The organism is Pseudomonas sp. FG98, assembly GCF_057808595.1.
The window spans coordinates 51,524-67,655 of record NZ_JBMDIJ010000028.1; the positions used below are offsets into that span (position 1 = coordinate 51,524).

At 63.4% G+C, this 16,132-nt stretch carries 16 protein-coding genes; 4 read left to right on the forward strand and 12 right to left on the reverse strand.

From position 1 onward, the window contains the following. Nucleotides 1-4: 4 nt before the first annotated feature. The 7 genes from ACODSK_RS17535 to ACODSK_RS17565 all read right to left on the reverse strand — a co-directional run bounded on the left by ACODSK_RS17535 (nucleotide 5) and on the right by ACODSK_RS17565 (nucleotide 7,174). Nucleotides 5-361, reverse strand: a complete 357-nt coding sequence (locus ACODSK_RS17535) for a Na+/H+ antiporter subunit G (RefSeq protein ID WP_489017889.1) — start codon at nucleotides 359-361, stop codon at nucleotides 5-7. After that, nucleotides 358-636: a K+/H+ antiporter subunit F gene (locus ACODSK_RS17540; protein ID WP_489017890.1), complete on the reverse strand. Its 279-nt coding sequence runs from the start codon at nucleotides 634-636 to the stop codon at nucleotides 358-360. Before ACODSK_RS17540 ends, ACODSK_RS17535 begins: the two co-directional genes overlap by 4 nt. Next, complete coding sequence (locus tag ACODSK_RS17545; RefSeq protein WP_489017891.1) at nucleotides 633-1,121, reverse strand: Na+/H+ antiporter subunit E; 489 nt, start codon at nucleotides 1,119-1,121, stop codon at nucleotides 633-635. Before ACODSK_RS17545 ends, ACODSK_RS17540 begins: the two co-directional genes overlap by 4 nt. Further along, nucleotides 1,118-2,818 carry a monovalent cation/H+ antiporter subunit D gene (locus tag ACODSK_RS17550; RefSeq protein ID WP_489017892.1) on the reverse strand — a complete coding sequence of 567 codons (1,701 nt, stop codon included), beginning with the start codon at nucleotides 2,816-2,818 and terminating at the stop codon, nucleotides 1,118-1,120. The genes ACODSK_RS17545 and ACODSK_RS17550 overlap by 4 nt, the downstream gene beginning before the upstream one ends. Then, entirely contained in the window at nucleotides 2,815-3,159 is a 345-nt protein-coding gene (locus ACODSK_RS17555; protein WP_042128349.1) for a Na+/H+ antiporter subunit C, read from the reverse strand. The genes ACODSK_RS17550 and ACODSK_RS17555 overlap by 4 nt, the downstream gene beginning before the upstream one ends. Further along, entirely contained in the window at nucleotides 3,159-6,083 is a 2,925-nt protein-coding gene (locus tag ACODSK_RS17560; RefSeq protein WP_489017893.1) for a monovalent cation/H+ antiporter subunit A, read from the reverse strand. The genes ACODSK_RS17555 and ACODSK_RS17560 overlap by 1 nt, the downstream gene beginning before the upstream one ends. A 146-nt stretch (nucleotides 6,084-6,229) precedes the next feature. Further along, the gene (locus ACODSK_RS17565) at nucleotides 6,230-7,174 is read right to left on the reverse strand and encodes a DMT family transporter (protein ID WP_489017894.1); all 945 of its coding nucleotides are present in this window, start codon (nucleotides 7,172-7,174) and stop codon (nucleotides 6,230-6,232) included. A gap of 88 nt (nucleotides 7,175-7,262) precedes the next feature. On the opposite strand from ACODSK_RS17565, the gene ACODSK_RS17570 reads away from it, so the two are divergent. Then, on the forward strand, nucleotides 7,263-7,823 hold the full coding sequence (locus tag ACODSK_RS17570) for a helix-turn-helix domain-containing protein (RefSeq protein ID WP_489017895.1): 561 nt from the start codon (nucleotides 7,263-7,265) through the stop codon (nucleotides 7,821-7,823). A gap of 1 nt (nucleotide 7,824) precedes the next feature. Here ACODSK_RS17570 and ACODSK_RS17575 read toward each other — a convergent pair whose 3' ends face one another. Next, nucleotides 7,825-8,373: a cysteine hydrolase family protein gene (locus tag ACODSK_RS17575; protein ID WP_489017896.1), complete on the reverse strand. Its 549-nt coding sequence runs from the start codon at nucleotides 8,371-8,373 to the stop codon at nucleotides 7,825-7,827. 107 nt (nucleotides 8,374-8,480) lie between these two features. On the opposite strand from ACODSK_RS17575, the gene ACODSK_RS17580 reads away from it, so the two are divergent. Next, entirely contained in the window at nucleotides 8,481-9,473 is a 993-nt protein-coding gene (locus ACODSK_RS17580) for a GlxA family transcriptional regulator (protein WP_489017898.1), read from the forward strand. Here ACODSK_RS17580 and ACODSK_RS17585 read toward each other — a convergent pair. Together ACODSK_RS17585 and ACODSK_RS17590 are read right to left on the reverse strand one after the other, a co-directional pair. After that, nucleotides 9,468-10,238 carry an alpha/beta hydrolase family protein gene (locus tag ACODSK_RS17585; RefSeq protein ID WP_489017899.1) on the reverse strand — a complete coding sequence of 257 codons (771 nt, stop codon included), beginning with the start codon at nucleotides 10,236-10,238 and terminating at the stop codon, nucleotides 9,468-9,470. The two genes, ACODSK_RS17580 and ACODSK_RS17585, sit on opposite strands and share 6 nt — an antisense overlap. Then, a complete protein-coding gene (locus ACODSK_RS17590; protein WP_489017900.1) occupies nucleotides 10,225-11,328 on the reverse strand; it encodes a DUF3182 family protein in 1,104 nt (367 codons plus the stop codon). Before ACODSK_RS17590 ends, ACODSK_RS17585 begins: the two co-directional genes overlap by 14 nt. A gap of 206 nt (nucleotides 11,329-11,534) precedes the next feature. Here ACODSK_RS17590 and ACODSK_RS17595 point away from each other — a divergent pair, with 206 nt between their 5' ends. Next, the gene (locus ACODSK_RS17595) at nucleotides 11,535-12,695 is read left to right on the forward strand and encodes a cysteine desulfurase family protein (RefSeq protein ID WP_489017902.1); all 1,161 of its coding nucleotides are present in this window, start codon (nucleotides 11,535-11,537) and stop codon (nucleotides 12,693-12,695) included. Nucleotides 12,696-12,753: 58 nt separating this feature from the next. Further along, on the forward strand, nucleotides 12,754-14,565 hold the full coding sequence (locus tag ACODSK_RS17600; protein WP_489017911.1) for an aminopeptidase P family protein: 1,812 nt from the start codon (nucleotides 12,754-12,756) through the stop codon (nucleotides 14,563-14,565). Nucleotides 14,566-14,601: 36 nt separating this feature from the next. Here ACODSK_RS17600 and ACODSK_RS17605 read toward each other — a convergent pair whose 3' ends face one another. Next, nucleotides 14,602-14,883 (reverse strand): hypothetical protein, encoded by a 282-nt coding sequence (locus ACODSK_RS17605; protein ID WP_489017904.1) that lies wholly within the window; start codon nucleotides 14,881-14,883, stop codon nucleotides 14,602-14,604. Between the two features lie 177 nt (nucleotides 14,884-15,060). Further along, nucleotides 15,061-15,948, reverse strand: a complete 888-nt coding sequence (gene rhtA / locus ACODSK_RS17610) for a threonine/homoserine exporter RhtA (RefSeq protein WP_489017906.1) — start codon at nucleotides 15,946-15,948, stop codon at nucleotides 15,061-15,063. Nucleotides 15,949-16,132: the final 184 nt, after the last annotated feature.

Sequence of the window (16,132 nt, forward strand, 5' to 3'; positions counted from 1 at the left end):
GGCTTCAGTCCTGTTCGCGACTGCTGACCTCGCCCGGTACATCCTCGCCGGCCATGCGCTTGCGGAACAAGGCGGTGCGGGCCAGCAGCAGGGTGGTCACCGGTACTGTGATCGACAGCAGTATCGGGATCAGCCAGGCATGTAGCACCGGGGTTTCCTTCAATCCCGAGAAATACAGGATCGAGGCCAGCGCCACGCACCAGGCGCCGAGCGTCGAGGCCAGCGCCGGCGGGTGCATGCGCTGGAAGAAATCCTTCAGGTGCAGGATGCCGATGGCACCGGTCAGGGCGAACAGGCTGCTGATCAGGATCAGCGCGGCAACCACGATTTCCAGCCAGAACGGCAATACCGGAGCGGTCATTCGATTACCTCGCCGCGCAGAAGGAATTTGGCCAGGGCGAACGAGCCGACGAAGCCGAACAGGGCGATCAGCAGTGCCCCTTCGAAATAGGTGTCGCTGGCGTAGCGGATACCCAGTACCAGCATCATCAGCATCCCCAGCATGTACAGGTAGTCCAGGGCCAGCACCCGGTCCTGGGCGGAAGGGCCGCGGAACACACGGACCAGGGTCAGGGCCATGGCGATGGTGAAGATGAACAGGCTGGCGATGATGGCGTTGGCGAGCAGGCCGGTCATTCGAAGATCTCCATCAGCGGACGTTCATAAGTGCTCTTGAAGTGCTCGATGAAGGCCGCTTCATCGTCCAGGTCGAACACATGCAGCAGCAGGACGCTGCGGTCCAGGGCCAGTTCCGACCATACCGTGCCCGGTACCACCGTGGTGATCATCGACAGCGCGGCCAGGCCATGGGCATCGCGCAGGTCCAGCGGGATGTGCACGAAGCGCGAGCGCGGCGGCTTGCGTTCGAGGCGCCAGATGCTGCGAAACACCTGCAGGTTGGACACCAGTACATCCAGGCCGACCCGCAGGATCAGGCGGATGATCGCCAGCGGATTGCGGATATGCGCGGCCTGCGGGCGCAGTGGCGACATCAGCAGCGGTGCGATTATCCCCAGCAGCAGGGCAAGCAGGATGTTGCCCGGGCTGATCGACAGGTTCAGCACCAGCCAGAGGACAAACAGGGCCAGGGACAGCAGCGGGGCGGGGAGCAGTCGTTTCATGGTTGCACCTGTCCGACGTTGCCCAAGGTGGTGCCCTCAAGGGTGGCAGGACCGGGAATCGGCCGGGTGCCCAGTACCGCTTCGACATACACCCCAGGGTCCTGGAGGCTGGCGGCGGTGTCCTGGGCATAGCGCATCAGTGGCTCGGCCCACAGGCTGAGCACGACGCAGAGGCTGAGCAAGGCCACGATCGGCACGCATTCATACAGGCGCAGCAGCGGTGAAGGGCGTTCCTCGGGTTTCCAGAAGCGCTGCACGCCCAAACGGACCATGGCGATCAGCGACGCCATGCCGGAGAGAATCAGCAGCGTCAGCAGGGCCCAGCCGCTGGCGGGCAGGGCCTGCTCGTTCGGCATGCCCATGCCGAGCGGATTGAACAGGGCGGTGATCAGGCTGAATTTGCCAACGAAGCCGGACAGCGGCGGCATGCCGATGATCAGCAGGGCGCAGGCGATAAAGCTGAAACCGAGGAAGGCCATGGTCCAGGGAATGACCTGGCCGACCACGGCCTTCTGTTCGTCGTCGAGGTTGATGCCCTTGGGCGGTTGCAGCGACTCCAGCGGCGACGGCAGCACGTCGGCATCGTCGTCCAGCGGCAGCTCGTTGGCCGAGCGCGAACGTTCGATCAGTTCGGCCAGGAGGAACAGCGCACACAGGGCCAGGGTCGAGCTGACCATGTAGAACAGCGCCGCCGAGGTCAGGGCCGCCTGGCCGAAACCGATGGCCGCCAGCAGGGTTCCGGCGGACACCAGGATACTCAGGCTGGCCATGCGTTCCAGGCGCTGCGCGGCGAGGATCGATACGGCGGCGCAGGCCAGGGTGGCCAGGCCGCCGTAGACCAGCCACTCGCCACCGAAGAACGCCGAGGCGCCGGCCTGGCCGGAGAACAGCAGGGTCCACAGGCGTAGCACGGTGTAGAAACCGACCTTGGTCATGATCGCGAACAGTGCCGCGACCGGCGCGCTGGCCGAGGAATAGGCCGGCACCAGCCAGAAGTTCAGCGGCCAGATCCCGGCCTTGGCCAGGAAGGCGATGGCCAGGATCGCCGCGCCGGCATGCAGCAGGCCGCGGTCGGCCTCCGGTACCAGGGGAATCTTCATCGCCAGGTCGGCCATGTTCAGGGTTCCGGTCACGCCGTAGAGCATGGCCGCACCGATCAGGAACAGTGACGAGGCGAACAGGTTGATGGCGATGTAGTGCAGGCCGGCCTTGACCCGCGCACGTCCCGAACCGTGCAGCAGCAGGCCGTAGGACGCTGCCAGCAGCACCTCGAAGAACACGAACAGGTTGAACAGGTCGCCGGTCAGGAAGGCGCCGTACAGGCCCATCAGCTGGATCTGGAACAGCGCGTGGAAGCTGGCGCCGGCACGGTCCCAGCGGGCCAGGGCGAAGAGCAGGGCGCTGGTGCCGACGATGCCGGTGAGCACCAGCATCAGCGCGGCCAGGCGGTCCAGCACCAGGACGATGCCGAACGGCGCCGCCCAGTTGCCCGGCAGGTACACGCCGATGGAGGTGGCCTGGCCCTGGTCCTTGACCCACAGTAGCAGGCTGATGGCGATGCCCAGTCCGGTCAGGGTCGACAGCAGGTTGATCCGCGCTTTCAGTGGCCGGCGTTTTTCCCCGAGCAACAGCAGCAGGGCGGCGGTCAGCAGCGGCAGGAGGATCGGTGCGACGATCAGTTGTTGCATCCCGCTCATTCCTGGGGCTCCCGTCCGTCAACGTGGTCGGTACCGGTGAAACCGCGGGAGGCCAGCAGCACCACGAGGAACAGCGCGGTCATGGCGAAGCTGATGACGATGGCGGTGAGGACCAGGGCCTGGGGCAGCGGGTCGGTGTAGTTGAGCAGGTCCTGGGGCACGCCGTCCTTGATGATCGGTTCCTTGCCGATGAACAGGCTGCCCATGCTGAAGATGAACAGATTGACCCCGTACGACAGCAGGCACAGGCCCATGATCACCTGGTAGGTCCGCGGGCGCAGGATCAGCCAGACCCCGGAGGCGGCGAGAACACCGATGGCGATCGCGATGACTTCTTCCATCAGGCGGCTCCTCCTGTAGTGGATGCAGTAGTGGTGGCTTTCGGCTGCGGTCGGTGTGCCCGTACCGACTGGTGGGCGAGGGCAGTGAGGATCAGCAGGGTCGAACCGACCACCACGGTGAACACGCCGATATCGAAGAGCAGCGCGCTGGCGATATGCAGGTCACCCAGCACTGGCAGGTGCAGGTGCGCGGTATGGGTGGTGAGGAAGGGGTAGCCGAACAGCAGCGCGCCGACTCCGGTCAGGGTCGCGCAGAGCAGCCCGGTGCCCATCCAGCGCAGCGGCCGCAGGCTCATTTGCGCCTCGACCCACTGGGTACCGGCGACCATGTACTGGAGGATGAACGCCACCGACATCACCAGGCCGGCGACGAAACCGCCGCCCGGCTGATTGTGGCCGCGCATGAACAGGTACATCGAGACCAGCAGGGCCATTGGCAGCACCAGCCGCGCCAGCACCGCCGGCACCATCATGAAGCCCAGCGCGGTGTCTTCGGCGTGGCGCGGGTTGACCAGGTCGGTGACCATGTCCGGGGCCAGCGAGCGCTGTTGCGCTGGCAACTGGATGCTCTCGCGTGGAGGGCGGAAGCGCCGCAGCAGGGCGAACACGGCCAGGGCCACGGCCACCAGCACGGTGATCTCGCCGAGGGTGTCGAAGCCGCGGAAGTCCACCAGCATCACGTTGACCACGTTGGTACCCCCGCCTTCCGGCAGCGCGCGGCTGAGGTAGAAGGACGAGATGAAGTTGGGTGTCGGCCGGGTCAGCATGGCGTAGGACAGCACCGCCATGCCACCGCCCACCAGCACGGCCAGGACCAGGTCGCGCAGGCGGCGCAGGCGCGCCCGCTCCTGGGAGCCGGCCAGTGGCGATACGCCTTCGATCCGCCGTGGCAGCCAGCGCAGGCCGAGGAGGATCAGCACCGTGGTGACCACTTCCACCACAAGCTGGGTCAGGGCCAGGTCAGGGGCGGAGAACCAGACGAAGGTGATGCAGGTCATCAGGCCGCAGACACCGACCATGATCAGCGCCGCGAGACGGTGGTACTTGGCCTGCCAGGCGGCGCCGATGGCGCAGGCAATGGCGATCAGCCAGAGCATCACGAACACACCTGAACCCGGGATTTTCGGGCGATCGCCCCAGCTCAGGCCGTGGGCCAGCAGCGGCAGCATGCCCGCCACCAGGGCGGCCAGGACCAGCATGAACAATTGCTTCTGCAGGCGCTGGGTGGTGAAGATCCGCTCGATGCGCCGGGCCAGTCGCATCATCACGACTTGACCCCGCTCGAACAGGCGCTTGCCGTTGAAGCGCTCGATCAGCGGCGGATAACGGAAGCGACCGTGCTGGAACTGCTTGCGCAGCGCCAGGTAGAGCAGGATCCCGCCGCACATGGCGATCAGGCTCATGATCAGCGGTGCGTTCCAGCCGTGCCAGACCGCCAGGCTGTATTCCGGCAGTTCGCCGCCGACCACCGGCAACGCCGCAGCGGCCAGCAGCGGACCGACCGACTGCGCGGGGAAGATGCCGACCACCAGGCAGGTCAGTACCAGCAGCTCGACCGGTGCGCGCATCCAGCGTGGCGGCTCGTGCGGGGTGTGCGGCAGATCGGTAGCGGTGGGGCCGAAGAACACGTCGACGGTGAAACGCAGGGCATAGGCGACGCTGAAGGTCCCGGCCAGGGTGGCGATCACCGGCAGGGCCGCTTCGACCCAGGCGGTGGAGGAGATGAACACGGTCTCGGCGAAGAACATTTCCTTGGACAGGAAACCGTTCATCAACGGCACCCCGGCCATCGCGGCGCTGGCCACCATGGCCAAGGTCGCGGTGAACGGAATCAAACGGAACAGACCGCTGAGTTTGCGGATATCACGGGTGCCACTCTCGTGGTCGATGATCCCCGCAGCCATGAACAGCGAGGCCTTGAAGGTAGCGTGGTTGAGGATATGGAACACCGCCGCCACCGCCGCCAGCGGGCTGTTCAGGCCGAGCAGCAGGGTGATCAGGCCAAGGTGGCTGATGGTGGAGTAGGCCAGCAAACCCTTGAGGTCGTTCTGGAACATCGCCGCGTAGGCGCCGAGCAGCAGGGTGCAGGCACCGGCGCCGCCGACGATCCAGAACCACTCTTCGGTGCCGGAGAGGACCGGCCATAGCCGGGCGAGCAGGAAGACCCCGGCCTTGACCATGGTCGCGGAGTGCAGGTAGGCCGAAACCGGCGTGGGCGCCGCCATGGCGTGGGGCAGCCAGAAGTGGAAGGGGAATTGCGCGCTCTTGCTCAGGGCGCCGAGCAGGATCAGGGGCAGGAGGACGGGGTAGAGCGCATGGCCGCGAATGGTATCGCCGGCAGCCAGGACCTTGTCCAGGTCATAGCTGCCGACCACATGGCCGAGCAGGATGACCCCCGCCAGCAGGCACAGGCCGCCGGCCCCGGTGACCATCAGCGCCATGTAGGCGCCGCGGCGGGCGTCGGCGCGGTGGTGCCAGTAGCCGATGAGCAGGAAGGAGAACAGGCTGGTCAGTTCCCAGAAGAACACGATCTGGATCAGGTTGCCGGAGATCACCAGGCCGAGCATGGCGCCCATGAACGCGAGGAAGAAGGCGAAGAAGCGCGGGACCGGGTCTTGCGGCGACATGTAGTAGCGCGCATACAGGGACACCAGGGTACCGATGCCCAGCACCAGCAGGGAGAACAACCAGGCGAAGCCGTCCATGCGCAGGATGATGTTGAGTCCCATGCTCGGCAGCCAGAGGATCTCCTCGCGAATCACACCGCCATCGGCGATCTGCGGATACAGCATGGCCACCTGCACCGTCCCGATCAGGGCGACGATGCCGGCCAGCAGCGACTCCGAGTTGCGTGCGTTGTGCGGCAGCAGACCGGCCACACAGCTCCCCACGAATGGCAGAAGCAGTAGAACTATCAAGGACATAGATATCTAATCTGCGGAAATTTGCAGGGAATCATACGTGCCGCTCCGGTGATCACCAACCGGCAAGCTGTCGCAGAATCCTACAAGAATTGTAAGAAAAAGCTTTTTTCTTATAACAGTTTCCGCATGACGAGCGAGCTGTTTCCTCACAAACCGGTATCGGCTTCCTTCTCGTCGGCGGCAGTTATCGCCGGCTTTTCTTCCTTGCGTCCGAGCTTCAGTTCGCTGACGATCACCGCGATCACGATCAGCAAACCGCCCAGCAGTGCGAGGCCCGGTAAACGATCGCCGGCGATACGTCCGACAATCCCGGCCCAGACCGGTTCACCCGCGTAGATCAGCGTAGCGCGGGTTGGTGAAACCGACTTCTGCGCCCAGTTCATGGCTACCTGGATGACCGCGCTCATCGCCCCCAGGCCGATGGCGGCGCTAAGCAGCAGCCAGGAGAAGTCGGGCAGGCGTTCCTGGGTCGGCACCACCAGCATGAACGACAGGGCCGAGGCGGTGGCCAGTTGCACCACGGTGACCCGGCGTACGTCTACGCTGCCGGCGTAGTTGCCGATCAGGATGATCTCTGCGGCGATGGCTACGGCGCTGACCAGGGTGGCGATTTCGCCCGGGCTGAAATGCACCGCGCCGCCGCTGGGGCCGGCCAGCAGCATCAGGCCGGTGAACGCCAGGGCGATACCGATGCTCGGCATCAGGCCAGGGCGACGGCCCAGCACCAGCCATTGCAGGATTGGCACGAAGGGTACGTAGAGTGCGGTGATAAAGGCCGACTGGCTGCTGCTGATGGTCTGCAGGCCCACGGTTTGCAAACCGTAGCCAAGCATGATCGAGACACCGATCAGCACCCCGGCCTTGAGTTCACGCAGGGTCAGACCGGGCAGCGAGCGGAAGCAGAACAGTCCGACAAAGAAAGCGGCAGCGGCGAAGCGCAGGCCGACGAAGAACATCGGACCGCTGACGGTCATCACCTTATGCACGATCAGGAAGGTGCCACCCCAGAGCATGGTGATGAACACCAGCACCAGTTCCGCCTTGCTCAAGCGGAAAGTGGAGGAGGGACGTACAGGGGTATCGGTAGTCATGGCTTGCACGCGAAAGTGAGGACGCCGCACAATGCGCGCGGCAAAAGTGGGCAGTATACTGCGCAAATTCTCTTCGGTGAGTATTCCAGTGGATAAAGATTCCAATCGCGCTCCGGTGCTCCAGCATGTCAGCCAGAATGTGCGACGCCTGCGCAACGAGGCGGGCTTGAGTCAGAGCGTGCTGGCCGAGAACTCGGGGGTCAGCCGGCGGATGCTGGTGGCGATCGAGGCGGGCGAGAAGAATGTCAGCCTGTCGACCCTCGACCTGATCGCCGAAGCCCTGGGCGTGGCCTTCAGCGACCTGATCAAGGCTCCGGACAACCGCGACTCCAGCCGTATCAATGAACTGGCCTGGGCCGGTGAACACCCCGGCAGCAAGGCGGTGCTACTGGCGAGCACCCCGGCGCGGCGCGAGGTGGAGCTATGGGAGTGGCGCCTCGAACCGGGCGAGTTCTACAAGACCAATGCCGATCCGGAGGGTTTCAGCGAACAGGTCTTCGTCTTCGAGGGTGCCCTGACCCTGCTGATCGACGGCGAAGCGTGGGTGCTGGCGGCGGGCGAGTTCTTCACCTATGCCAGCAACCGCACCCATGGCTATCGCAACGATGGCGAGGTCGCCACGCGCTTCGTGCGTAACGTGGTGATCTGACTCAGGCGGCCAGCCATTCCTCGGTGGACAGCACCTGGGCGTAGGCGAAGGCCAGCGATGCCATGTAGGCCGCATGGGCTTGAGCGGCTGGCACCACGACACCGTTGAACTCCAGGTCACGGGTTGCACAGGCATCATGCAGCACGCTGACGCTGTAACCGAGATCGGCGGCGGCGCGTACGGCGGCATCGATGCACATGTGGCTCATGCTGCCCACCACGGTCAGGTCGCTGATGCGCTGTTCTTCCAGCAGGCGCAGCAGCGGCGTGTCGAGGAAGGCATTGACCTTGTGCTTGAGCACTACCGCCTCGTTGTCCCGTGGCGCCAGTTTCGGGTGGATCTGAGCGCCTTCCGAGTCGGGAGCGAAGAAGGGAGCGTCGGCTGATTCGAATTCATGACGGACATGGATCACCAGGTCGCCTCGGGCTCGTGCGGCAGCCAGGGCTTTCGCCGCGTTGTCGGCGGCTGTGTCGGCATTGACCAGGGTCCATTTGCCGCCGGGGAAGTAGTCGTTCTGGATATCGATGATGACCAGGGCCTTTTTGCTCATGTCGTTTCCTCATGTCGGAGAGTGGTGACGCTGTGGCAGATAGTTATAGGCTTGCCCGGCGTCGTTGCGGATTGGCGCGACCGACAAATTGACGGGAAAAACTGACAATGAGCCGTGGAGGCGAAATCATCGAGGTCGGCATCCTGGTCTATCCCGGCGCGCAGATGGCCGCCGTGCATGGTTTGACCGACCTGTTCAGCGTGGCCAATCGCCTGGCCGCCGATCTGGGCATGGCGCAACGCGCGCCGCTACGGGTATGCCATTGGCAGGAGGGTGAGGGCGGGGTTCTGGCGGTCGCTCATGACAGTCATCGCGAGGAGGGCTACCGGCCACGGGTGATGATCGTGCCGCCGAGCCTGACCCAGGAGCCGACTGCTGAGCTGCTGGAGCGTTACCGCCAGCAATTGTGTACCTGGCATGGCGAGGGCGCATTGTTGGTGTCGGTTTGTGTCGGGGTGTTTTTCATCGCCGCCAGTGGTGTTCTGGATGGTCGCTCGGCGACCACCCATTGGAATTTCGCCCAGTCACTGGCCGAGCGTTTTCCGCGGGTGCGGGTCGAGGCCAACCTGCCGTTGCTGGAAGATGGCGATGTGATCACCAGTGCTGGCCTGATGGCCTGGACCGACGTGGGGCTGAAGCTGGTGGAGCGCTTTCTCGGGCGCACCCTGGCGACCGAGACCGCGCGTTTTCTGGCGGTGGAGCCGGTGCGGATCAAGCCGGCAGGGAGCAGCTTCAGCCCGCGGCTGGATCATGGCGATGAGGCGGTGCTGAAGGTCCAGCACTGGCTGCAGAGTACCGGGGCGCGGGAAGTGAGCGTGGCGCTGATGGCCGAGTGCGCGGGCCTGGAGGAGCGCACCTTTCTGCGACGGTTCCGTAGCGCCACGGGATTGAAGCCGACCGAGTATTGCCAGCAGGTGCGGGTCGGGCGAGCGTGCCGGATGCTGGAATTCACCCGGCGCAGCATCGACCAGATTGCCTGGGGGGTGGGTTATCAGGATCCGGGAGCCTTTCGCAAGGTGTTCCACAAGGTCACCGGGTTGGCCCCCAGCGACTATCGGCGGCAGGTAACCGGCAGTGAGAGTGCTGACTCCAGTTCATGAGTACCAGGGCGAATGATGCGGGTAGCGATCCAGCCGAGCCCCGATCACCATCTCGCTGACCCAGGCGGTCAACAGCGCACTGTAGGCCTTCTGGCTGCGATCGCTGGACAGCGCGTGGTCGGCACCGTCGACGATCCGGTGGGTCAGAGAGTGGGCGCAGACGAACGCCGAACGATAGCTCATCAGTGTGGTATGCGGGACGTAGTCGTCGGTTTCCGATTCCACCAGCAGCACGTCGCCGGCGAACTCGGCGCAGGCCGCCAGGGCGCGGTTATCGCCGGGACCAAGGGTCATCAAGCGATATTGCGATAGCCGCTGGCGGTCCAGCGCCTGTTTCGGTTGGCTCCATTCATCGTCCCAATACAAGGCCGGCACTCGCAGCGCCAGCCATTTCACCGGGCGCTGCCGAGTCAGTAGGGTGGCCAGATAGCCACCATAGCTGCTGCCGATCACCGCGATCGAACTGGTGTCCACCGCCGGATGGCTGACCAGCCTGTCGTAGGCGGCCAGCAGATCGGCGAGGTTTTGCTCGCGGGTCACGCTGCGGCGCTGGCTTTCGGTCTTTTCATGGCCGCGCAGGTCGAAGGTCATGCACACGCAACCGAGGCCGGTGATGTGCTTGGCCCTGGCCAGGTCGCGCTGCTGGCTGCCGCCCCAGCCGTGAACGAAGAGAATCCCGGGAACCTTGGGGCTGGGGCTGAGCAGCGTGCCGGCGATGGTCTCGCCGTCGACCAGAATGTCGAGGCTTTCGCTATGGATGGTCATAGTCGCGGATCCTCGCGTATTTGCAGATTCGTCCGACTTCACGGTCGTCCCCCTGATAGAAAAGCGTGGCGTCGGCGGGCAAGGTCGTTTCGCCGAACACCTCGTGGGTGGAGGCGCGGACCCGTTGCAGGCTCGGGTCTTCGGCGAAGGCGCGCAGGGCGAGCAGTTCGGCGCCACTGGCACCGCCAATGCGCCAGGATTGTTCCAGTACGCCACTGCAAATATGGCCTTGGGCGTTCAGGCCGCGAGCCACGTCGTAATTGCGCCGGGAGGCCAGGAAACCGGGAAAGGAAGCGCAGGCGGCGTCCTCATAGGTGCGTGCCTGGGTGATGGCCAGACGGAGCGGATCTTCCAGTTCGAGTTGCAGCAGCTTGTCGTAGTCGCCGCGTACCAGTACCAGGTCCGAGCCGCCGTAGACCGATTCGCCCTGGTGGTCGCGGGTGCAGTGCTGCACGCCGTAGTAGCTGCACACGATCCCGGCCACCAGGACCTGGCCGACGCTGAAGGTTTCAACGTCCTTCAGGTTTTCCTCCAGTACCAGCCCCCATAGCGCCAGGTCGTGGCTATCCAGTTGCTGCAGTTCGCGCTCGAGATCGTCGATGCTGTCGAGCACCTCCTGACCACGCCCGGCGCTGGCCCGTACCTGCTTCATTCGCAAGGGACCGTCGCGCAGTAAAAGGGTGGCAGCGGCCAGGGCATCGTCGCGGCTGAAGACCGTGTAGCCCTTGAGCAGGGCGTCACTGGCATGGCGGGCGAAATCATCGGTCCAGCCTTGGGGAAACAGACCTCCGGCGGGCAATGGGTGGGAAATCGCCTTGGTAGCCATGTAGGGATGGGGGACCAGGCCGCCGAAGAAGTCCTCGATCGAGGTGATACCCAACTGTTGATAGCGTTGCGGGTCGATCAGGGTTGCAGTGGGCAGGTAGTAGAGGTTGTCGTGCGCGTCCATCCTGGCCTCCACCACTTCGGTATGCAGCAGGGTCGCGAGAGATCGGGCCAGGGCCTGATGCACGGCTCGTTCATGGTCGGGCGTGCTTTCTCGGGTATCGAGCAACAGCACGCCCTGCTTGCGGTCGGTCTGGCGACGCATGGTGAGGTGCTCCATCAGCAGGGGTGTTATCTGTTCTGAAGTGCCGAAAGACAGGGAAGTTCACTGGGCTCATCAGGATGAAAATACAGTTATATAAATATGAAAATTGATAATTATTGGTTCTATGTCGTTTGAGGCACTATTCCCTCCAGGATTCGGACGGCGTAACGCCTTCCGGGGCGACAACTGCCAGAGAGCCTTGAACCATGGAAAATCTGCCGCTGTATTTCGACTATGCCGCCACGACGCCTGTCGACGAGCGAGTCATCGAGGTGATGGTCAAGTGCCTCGGTTTCGCCGGCACGTTCGGTAACCCCGCCTCAAGCTCGCATCACTACGGCCAGCAGGCACGCCAGGCGGTGGAACTGGCGCGTTCGCAGGTAGCAGCACTGGTGGGCGCGCGGCCTGAGCAAGTGGTGTGGACATCCGGGGCGACCGAGTCGAACAACCTCGCCCTCAAGGGGCTGGCCGAGGGGCGTCGCGGTGGACATTTCATCACCAGCCGCATCGAGCACAAGGCGGTGCTGGATACCGCACGACATCTGCAGGAGGCGGGTTTCGAGGTCACCTACCTGACGCCGGATGCCCAGGGGCTGATCACCCCGCAGGCGGTGGCCGAGGCCCTGCGCCCGGATACCTTCCTGGTTTCGCTGATGCTGGTAAACAACGAACTGGGCACGCTCAATGATGTTCAGGGCATAGGCCAGGTGGTGCGCGAGCGGGGTGCATTGCTGCATGTCGATGCGGCTCAGGCGGCGGGCAAGGTGGCGATCGATCTTGCTCATTGGCCGGTGGATCTGGCGTCGTTCTCTGCGCATAAGGTCTACGGCCCCAAGGGCATTGGTGCACTGTATGTCGGAGATCGTGCTCGCCCGCTGCTGCAGGCGCAGATCCATGGTGGTGGTCATGAGGGCGGTCTGCGTTCCGGGACCTTGGCGACGCATCAGATCGCGGCAATGGGGGCGGCTTTTGCACTTGCGGGTGAAGTACAACAGCAGGAGTTGGATCGCATCCGATGTTTGCGTGAGCGTTTTCTTACAAGGCTGCGGGATATTTCCGGGCTTCTGGTAAACGGCAGCCTTGAACAATCCATTCCCCACACGTTGAGCCTGACGTTCAGCGGTGATGCCCTGGACCTCTCGGCACTTGCCCGGAGCCTGGCATTTTCTTCCACTTCAGCCTGCAATTCCGGGAGTGCGGCCCCCTCCCATGTGTTGCTGGCATTGGGGCATGACGCGTACCTGGCGGGGCAGACCATCCGTCTCAGCCTAGGGCGTTTCACCAGTGTGTCGGATGTCGACCAGGCGGTTGCCTCCATCCATGCAGTACTGCATCCCGCAGCGTTCTGGGGTGTTGCCCGAGGCTGAGGCCTGCTCCATTATCAGCGGCCTGAAATACAAGGCCGTGGCGATGAAAGGAGCGAGCATGAACACTCAACCGACAACGCAGGATGCGATCAGGACGCGCGTGGCGCAGATGCGCGAGGTGATGCGCAGCGAAGGGGTCGATGCGCTGCTGGTGCCTTCCGCCGATCCTCATCTTTCCGAGTATCTGCCGGGTTACTGGCAGGGGCGCAAATGGTTGTCCGGGTTTCAGGGGTCGGTGGGTACGTTGGTACTGACCGCGGATTTCGCTGGCCTCTGGGCCGATAGCCGCTACTGGGAGCAGGCAGCGCAGGAGCTGGAGGGGACCGGTATCGAACTGGTCAAGTTGCAACCGGGTCGACCGGGCCCGCTGGACTGGCTGGCGGACAACACCCCCGCCAATGGTGTGGTAGCCGTGGATGGGGCGGTCATGGCCCTGGCGTCGGCGCGGCAGTTGCAGGAGCGTCTGAGTGTGCGCAATGTGCGCCTGCGCCAGGACAAGGACCTGTTGGCGCAGATCTGGCCGGATCGTCCTGCGTTGCCGACCAACCCGGTGTATGCCCATGTGCCGCCCCACGCCACCCTTGGCCGCCGCGAAAAATTGGCCGCGTTGCGCCAGGCGCTTTCCGAACGCGGTGCCGACTGGCACTTTCTGGCCACCCTCGACGATATCGCCTGGCTGTTCAATCTCCGCGGCAGTGATGTTTCCTACAACCCGGTGTTCGTCTCCTTTGCACTGGTAAGTCAGGAGGTGGCGATTCTGTTTGTCGCCGAGAGCAAGGTGGATGCGTCGTTGCGTCAGCAATTGCTTGCCGAGGGCGTCGAACTGCGCGATTACAGTGAGGTTGCGGCCGGGCTTGCTGGCATCGCAGCAGGTCGCGGCGTGCTGCTGGATCCCGCCAAGGTGACGAGCGGGCTTTTGACCAATCTGCATGAAGGGGTGCGATTGGTGGAGGGTATCAATCCGACAACCTTGGCCAAGTCGCGCAAGAGCGATGCGGATCTGGCGCATATTCGCCGGACGATGGAGCAGGATGGTGCGGCGTTGTGCGAATTCTTCTCGTGGTTCGAGGAGACCCAGGGGCGTGAGGTGGTTACCGAGGTCGACGTCGATGTGCAACTGACGGCAGCGCGTGCGAAGCGGCCGGACTTCGTCTGCCTCAGCTTCGCCACTATTGCGGCGTTCAATGCCAATGGCGCGATGCCGCACTACCACGCTACTCCGGCGTCATATGCGCGTATCGAGGGCGATGGTCTGCTGCTCATCGATTCGGGTGGCCAGTATTTGGGGGGGACCACCGACATCACCCGGATGGTGCCGATCGGCACGCCAAGTCACGAGCAGAAGCTGGATTGCACCCGTGTTCTCAAGGGCATGATCGCACTATCGCGGGCGAAGTTTCCCCGCGGGATCCCCTCGCCATTGCTCGACGCAATCGCTCGTGCACCCTTGTGGGCAGAGCATGTCGATTACGGTCATGGCACCGGGCATGGAGTCGGTTATTTCATGAATGTTCACGAGGGGCCGCAAAGCATTGCCTATCAGGCTGCCGTAACCCCTCACACGGCGATGCAGGCGGGGATGATCACCTCCATCGAGCCGGGCACCTATCGACCCGGGCAGTGGGGCGTACGTATCGAGAACCTGGTGATCAACCGTGACTCGGGCAGGAGCACGTTTGGTGACTTCCTCGAGTTCGAAACCCTGACGCTTTGTCCGATCGATACTCGTTGCCTGCTGCTCGATGTGCTGGGCAAGGAAGATGCGGCATGGCTTGATGCCTATCACGCCGAGGTGCGTCGACGTCTGGAGCCCCTGCTGGAGGGCGCCGCACTGGATTGGCTGCGGGAAAGGACCCAGGCGGTCAGCTGACTGAAACGATAAGGGCAACCCATGGGTTGCCCTTTCTTACTTGCAGATGACGATCATGCTGCGACTGGTGTAGCCGGCGGGGTTGATGCCGAAGGGATAGTCACCCGGTTCTTCATCGTTGTCACCGGACTTGGCGATGACCTTGTAGCCCTTGGCTCCACAGGAGGTTTCCGCCTTGTTGTAGCACTTGTTCCAGGAAGAGGAGAGGCCGGAGCAGTTGATATGCAGCCCCTTCTTGCCGTGCTTGACCTCGTCCTTGGCGGTCGCGGCACAACCAGCGACAGCCAGGATAGCTAGGATGAGCAAAATTCGTTTCATTCCTGTCCTTAACGCTTTGCGCGGGTCTGCGCCCGTGTTCGTTCGAGTTGCATCTTCCTGATGCTAGTTCGTCCCTGCGTTCAGTGAAAAATTCAAAGTAAAACACGGCGCACAGTTAAACAGGGTAGGTCGGCTCGCACAATCATTTAGGGCAATTTAAATGAAAATATTTCTCAATCAGTCGGCGGCTACCGGGGGAGGTGTGTCCTTGCGCATGGACAGGGTCGCACCCACCGACGCGGTGATGATCGCGGCGATCGCGAGCCATTGTGCGAGGCTGAGTACTTCGTTGAGGAAGAGCAGTCCGGACAGGGCGCCGAAGGCCGGTTCGATGCTCATCAGAGTGCCGAAGGTGCGTGCCGGCAAACGGGTCAGGGCGACCATCTCAAGGGTGTAGGGCAAGGCTGTGGACAGAATTGCCACCCCCAGGGCGACGGGGATCAGTGCTGGATTGAGCAACGCGGTACCGGCATGGGCGATGCCAATGGGGGCGACGAACAATGCCGCGATGACCACCCCCAGGGCGGCGGTCTGGATACCGTTCTCGGCGCCGGCTTTCTGTCCGTAGAGAATGTACAGCGCCCAGCAGACCCCCGCGCCCAGCGCATAGCCGGCGCCTAGCGGATCGACACCGACACTGGTTTCTCCGATGGGGATCAGCAGCAGCAGGCCGATGATCGCCAGGCCGATCCAGAGAAAATCCACCAGGCGTCTTGATGCATACAGCGCAACGGCCAGCGGGCCGGTGAACTCCAGCGCCACGGCGATACCAAGCGGCACGGTCTGCAGCGACATATAGAAGAGGAAGTTCATGCCGCCCAGTGCTGCGCCGTAGATGATGACGGTTTTCAGCGTGCTGGCGCTGAGCTTCGCCCGCCAGGGGCGTAGCAACAGCAGCATGATCACACTGGCAAACAGCAGGCGCAGGGTGGTGGTGCCCTCCGGACCGATCAGAGGGAACATGCTTTTTGCCAGGGAGGCCCCGGACTGGATCGAGGCCATGGCGATGAGCAGGACGCCGACGGGGAATAGCGTGGCGGCGAGGCTGCGGGTCTGGTTGTTCATTGCGGCAGGGCGTTCCTTATATAGAAGCAGTGTGGAAGGTCGGATGAGTGTGGCTATGATGCTAAACGCCGGGGTGAGTGAGCAATATATTGCTCAAAATTCTTTATTGAATTGCTTTCTAAATAAATCCTTGACGCCCCGTTTTATGTCTCTATAATTCGCCCCACTTCCGGCGCAGTCGGAA

Bases quoted from the DNA above. Each gene is read 5' to 3' on its own strand.
- ACODSK_RS17535 (WP_489017889.1), bottom strand. From the start codon at position 361: ATGACCGCTCCGGTATTGCCGTTCTGGCTGGAAATCGTGGTTGCCGCG.
- ACODSK_RS17540 (WP_489017890.1), bottom strand. From the start codon at position 636: ATGACCGGCCTGCTCGCCAACGCCATCATCGCCAGCCTGTTCATCTTC.
- ACODSK_RS17545 (WP_489017891.1), bottom strand. From the start codon at position 1,121: ATGAAACGACTGCTCCCCGCCCCGCTGCTGTCCCTGGCCCTGTTTGTC.
- ACODSK_RS17550 (WP_489017892.1), bottom strand. From the start codon at position 2,818: ATGAGCGGGATGCAACAACTGATCGTCGCACCGATCCTCCTGCCGCTG.
- ACODSK_RS17555 (WP_042128349.1), bottom strand. From the start codon at position 3,159: ATGGAAGAAGTCATCGCGATCGCCATCGGTGTTCTCGCCGCCTCCGGG.
- ACODSK_RS17560 (WP_489017893.1), bottom strand. From the start codon at position 6,083: ATGTCCTTGATAGTTCTACTGCTTCTGCCATTCGTGGGGAGCTGTGTG.
- ACODSK_RS17565 (WP_489017894.1), bottom strand. From the start codon at position 7,174: ATGACTACCGATACCCCTGTACGTCCCTCCTCCACTTTCCGCTTGAGC.
- ACODSK_RS17575 (WP_489017896.1), bottom strand. From the start codon at position 8,373: ATGAGCAAAAAGGCCCTGGTCATCATCGATATCCAGAACGACTACTTC.
- ACODSK_RS17580 (WP_489017898.1), top strand. From the start codon at position 8,481: ATGAGCCGTGGAGGCGAAATCATCGAGGTCGGCATCCTGGTCTATCCC.
- ACODSK_RS17585 (WP_489017899.1), bottom strand. From the start codon at position 10,238: ATGACCATCCATAGCGAAAGCCTCGACATTCTGGTCGACGGCGAGACC.
- ACODSK_RS17590 (WP_489017900.1), bottom strand. From the start codon at position 11,328: ATGCGTCGCCAGACCGACCGCAAGCAGGGCGTGCTGTTGCTCGATACC.
- ACODSK_RS17595 (WP_489017902.1), top strand. From the start codon at position 11,535: ATGGAAAATCTGCCGCTGTATTTCGACTATGCCGCCACGACGCCTGTC.
- ACODSK_RS17600 (WP_489017911.1), top strand. From the start codon at position 12,754: ATGAACACTCAACCGACAACGCAGGATGCGATCAGGACGCGCGTGGCG.
- ACODSK_RS17605 (WP_489017904.1), bottom strand. From the start codon at position 14,883: ATGAAACGAATTTTGCTCATCCTAGCTATCCTGGCTGTCGCTGGTTGT.
- rhtA (WP_489017906.1), bottom strand. From the start codon at position 15,948: ATGAACAACCAGACCCGCAGCCTCGCCGCCACGCTATTCCCCGTCGGC.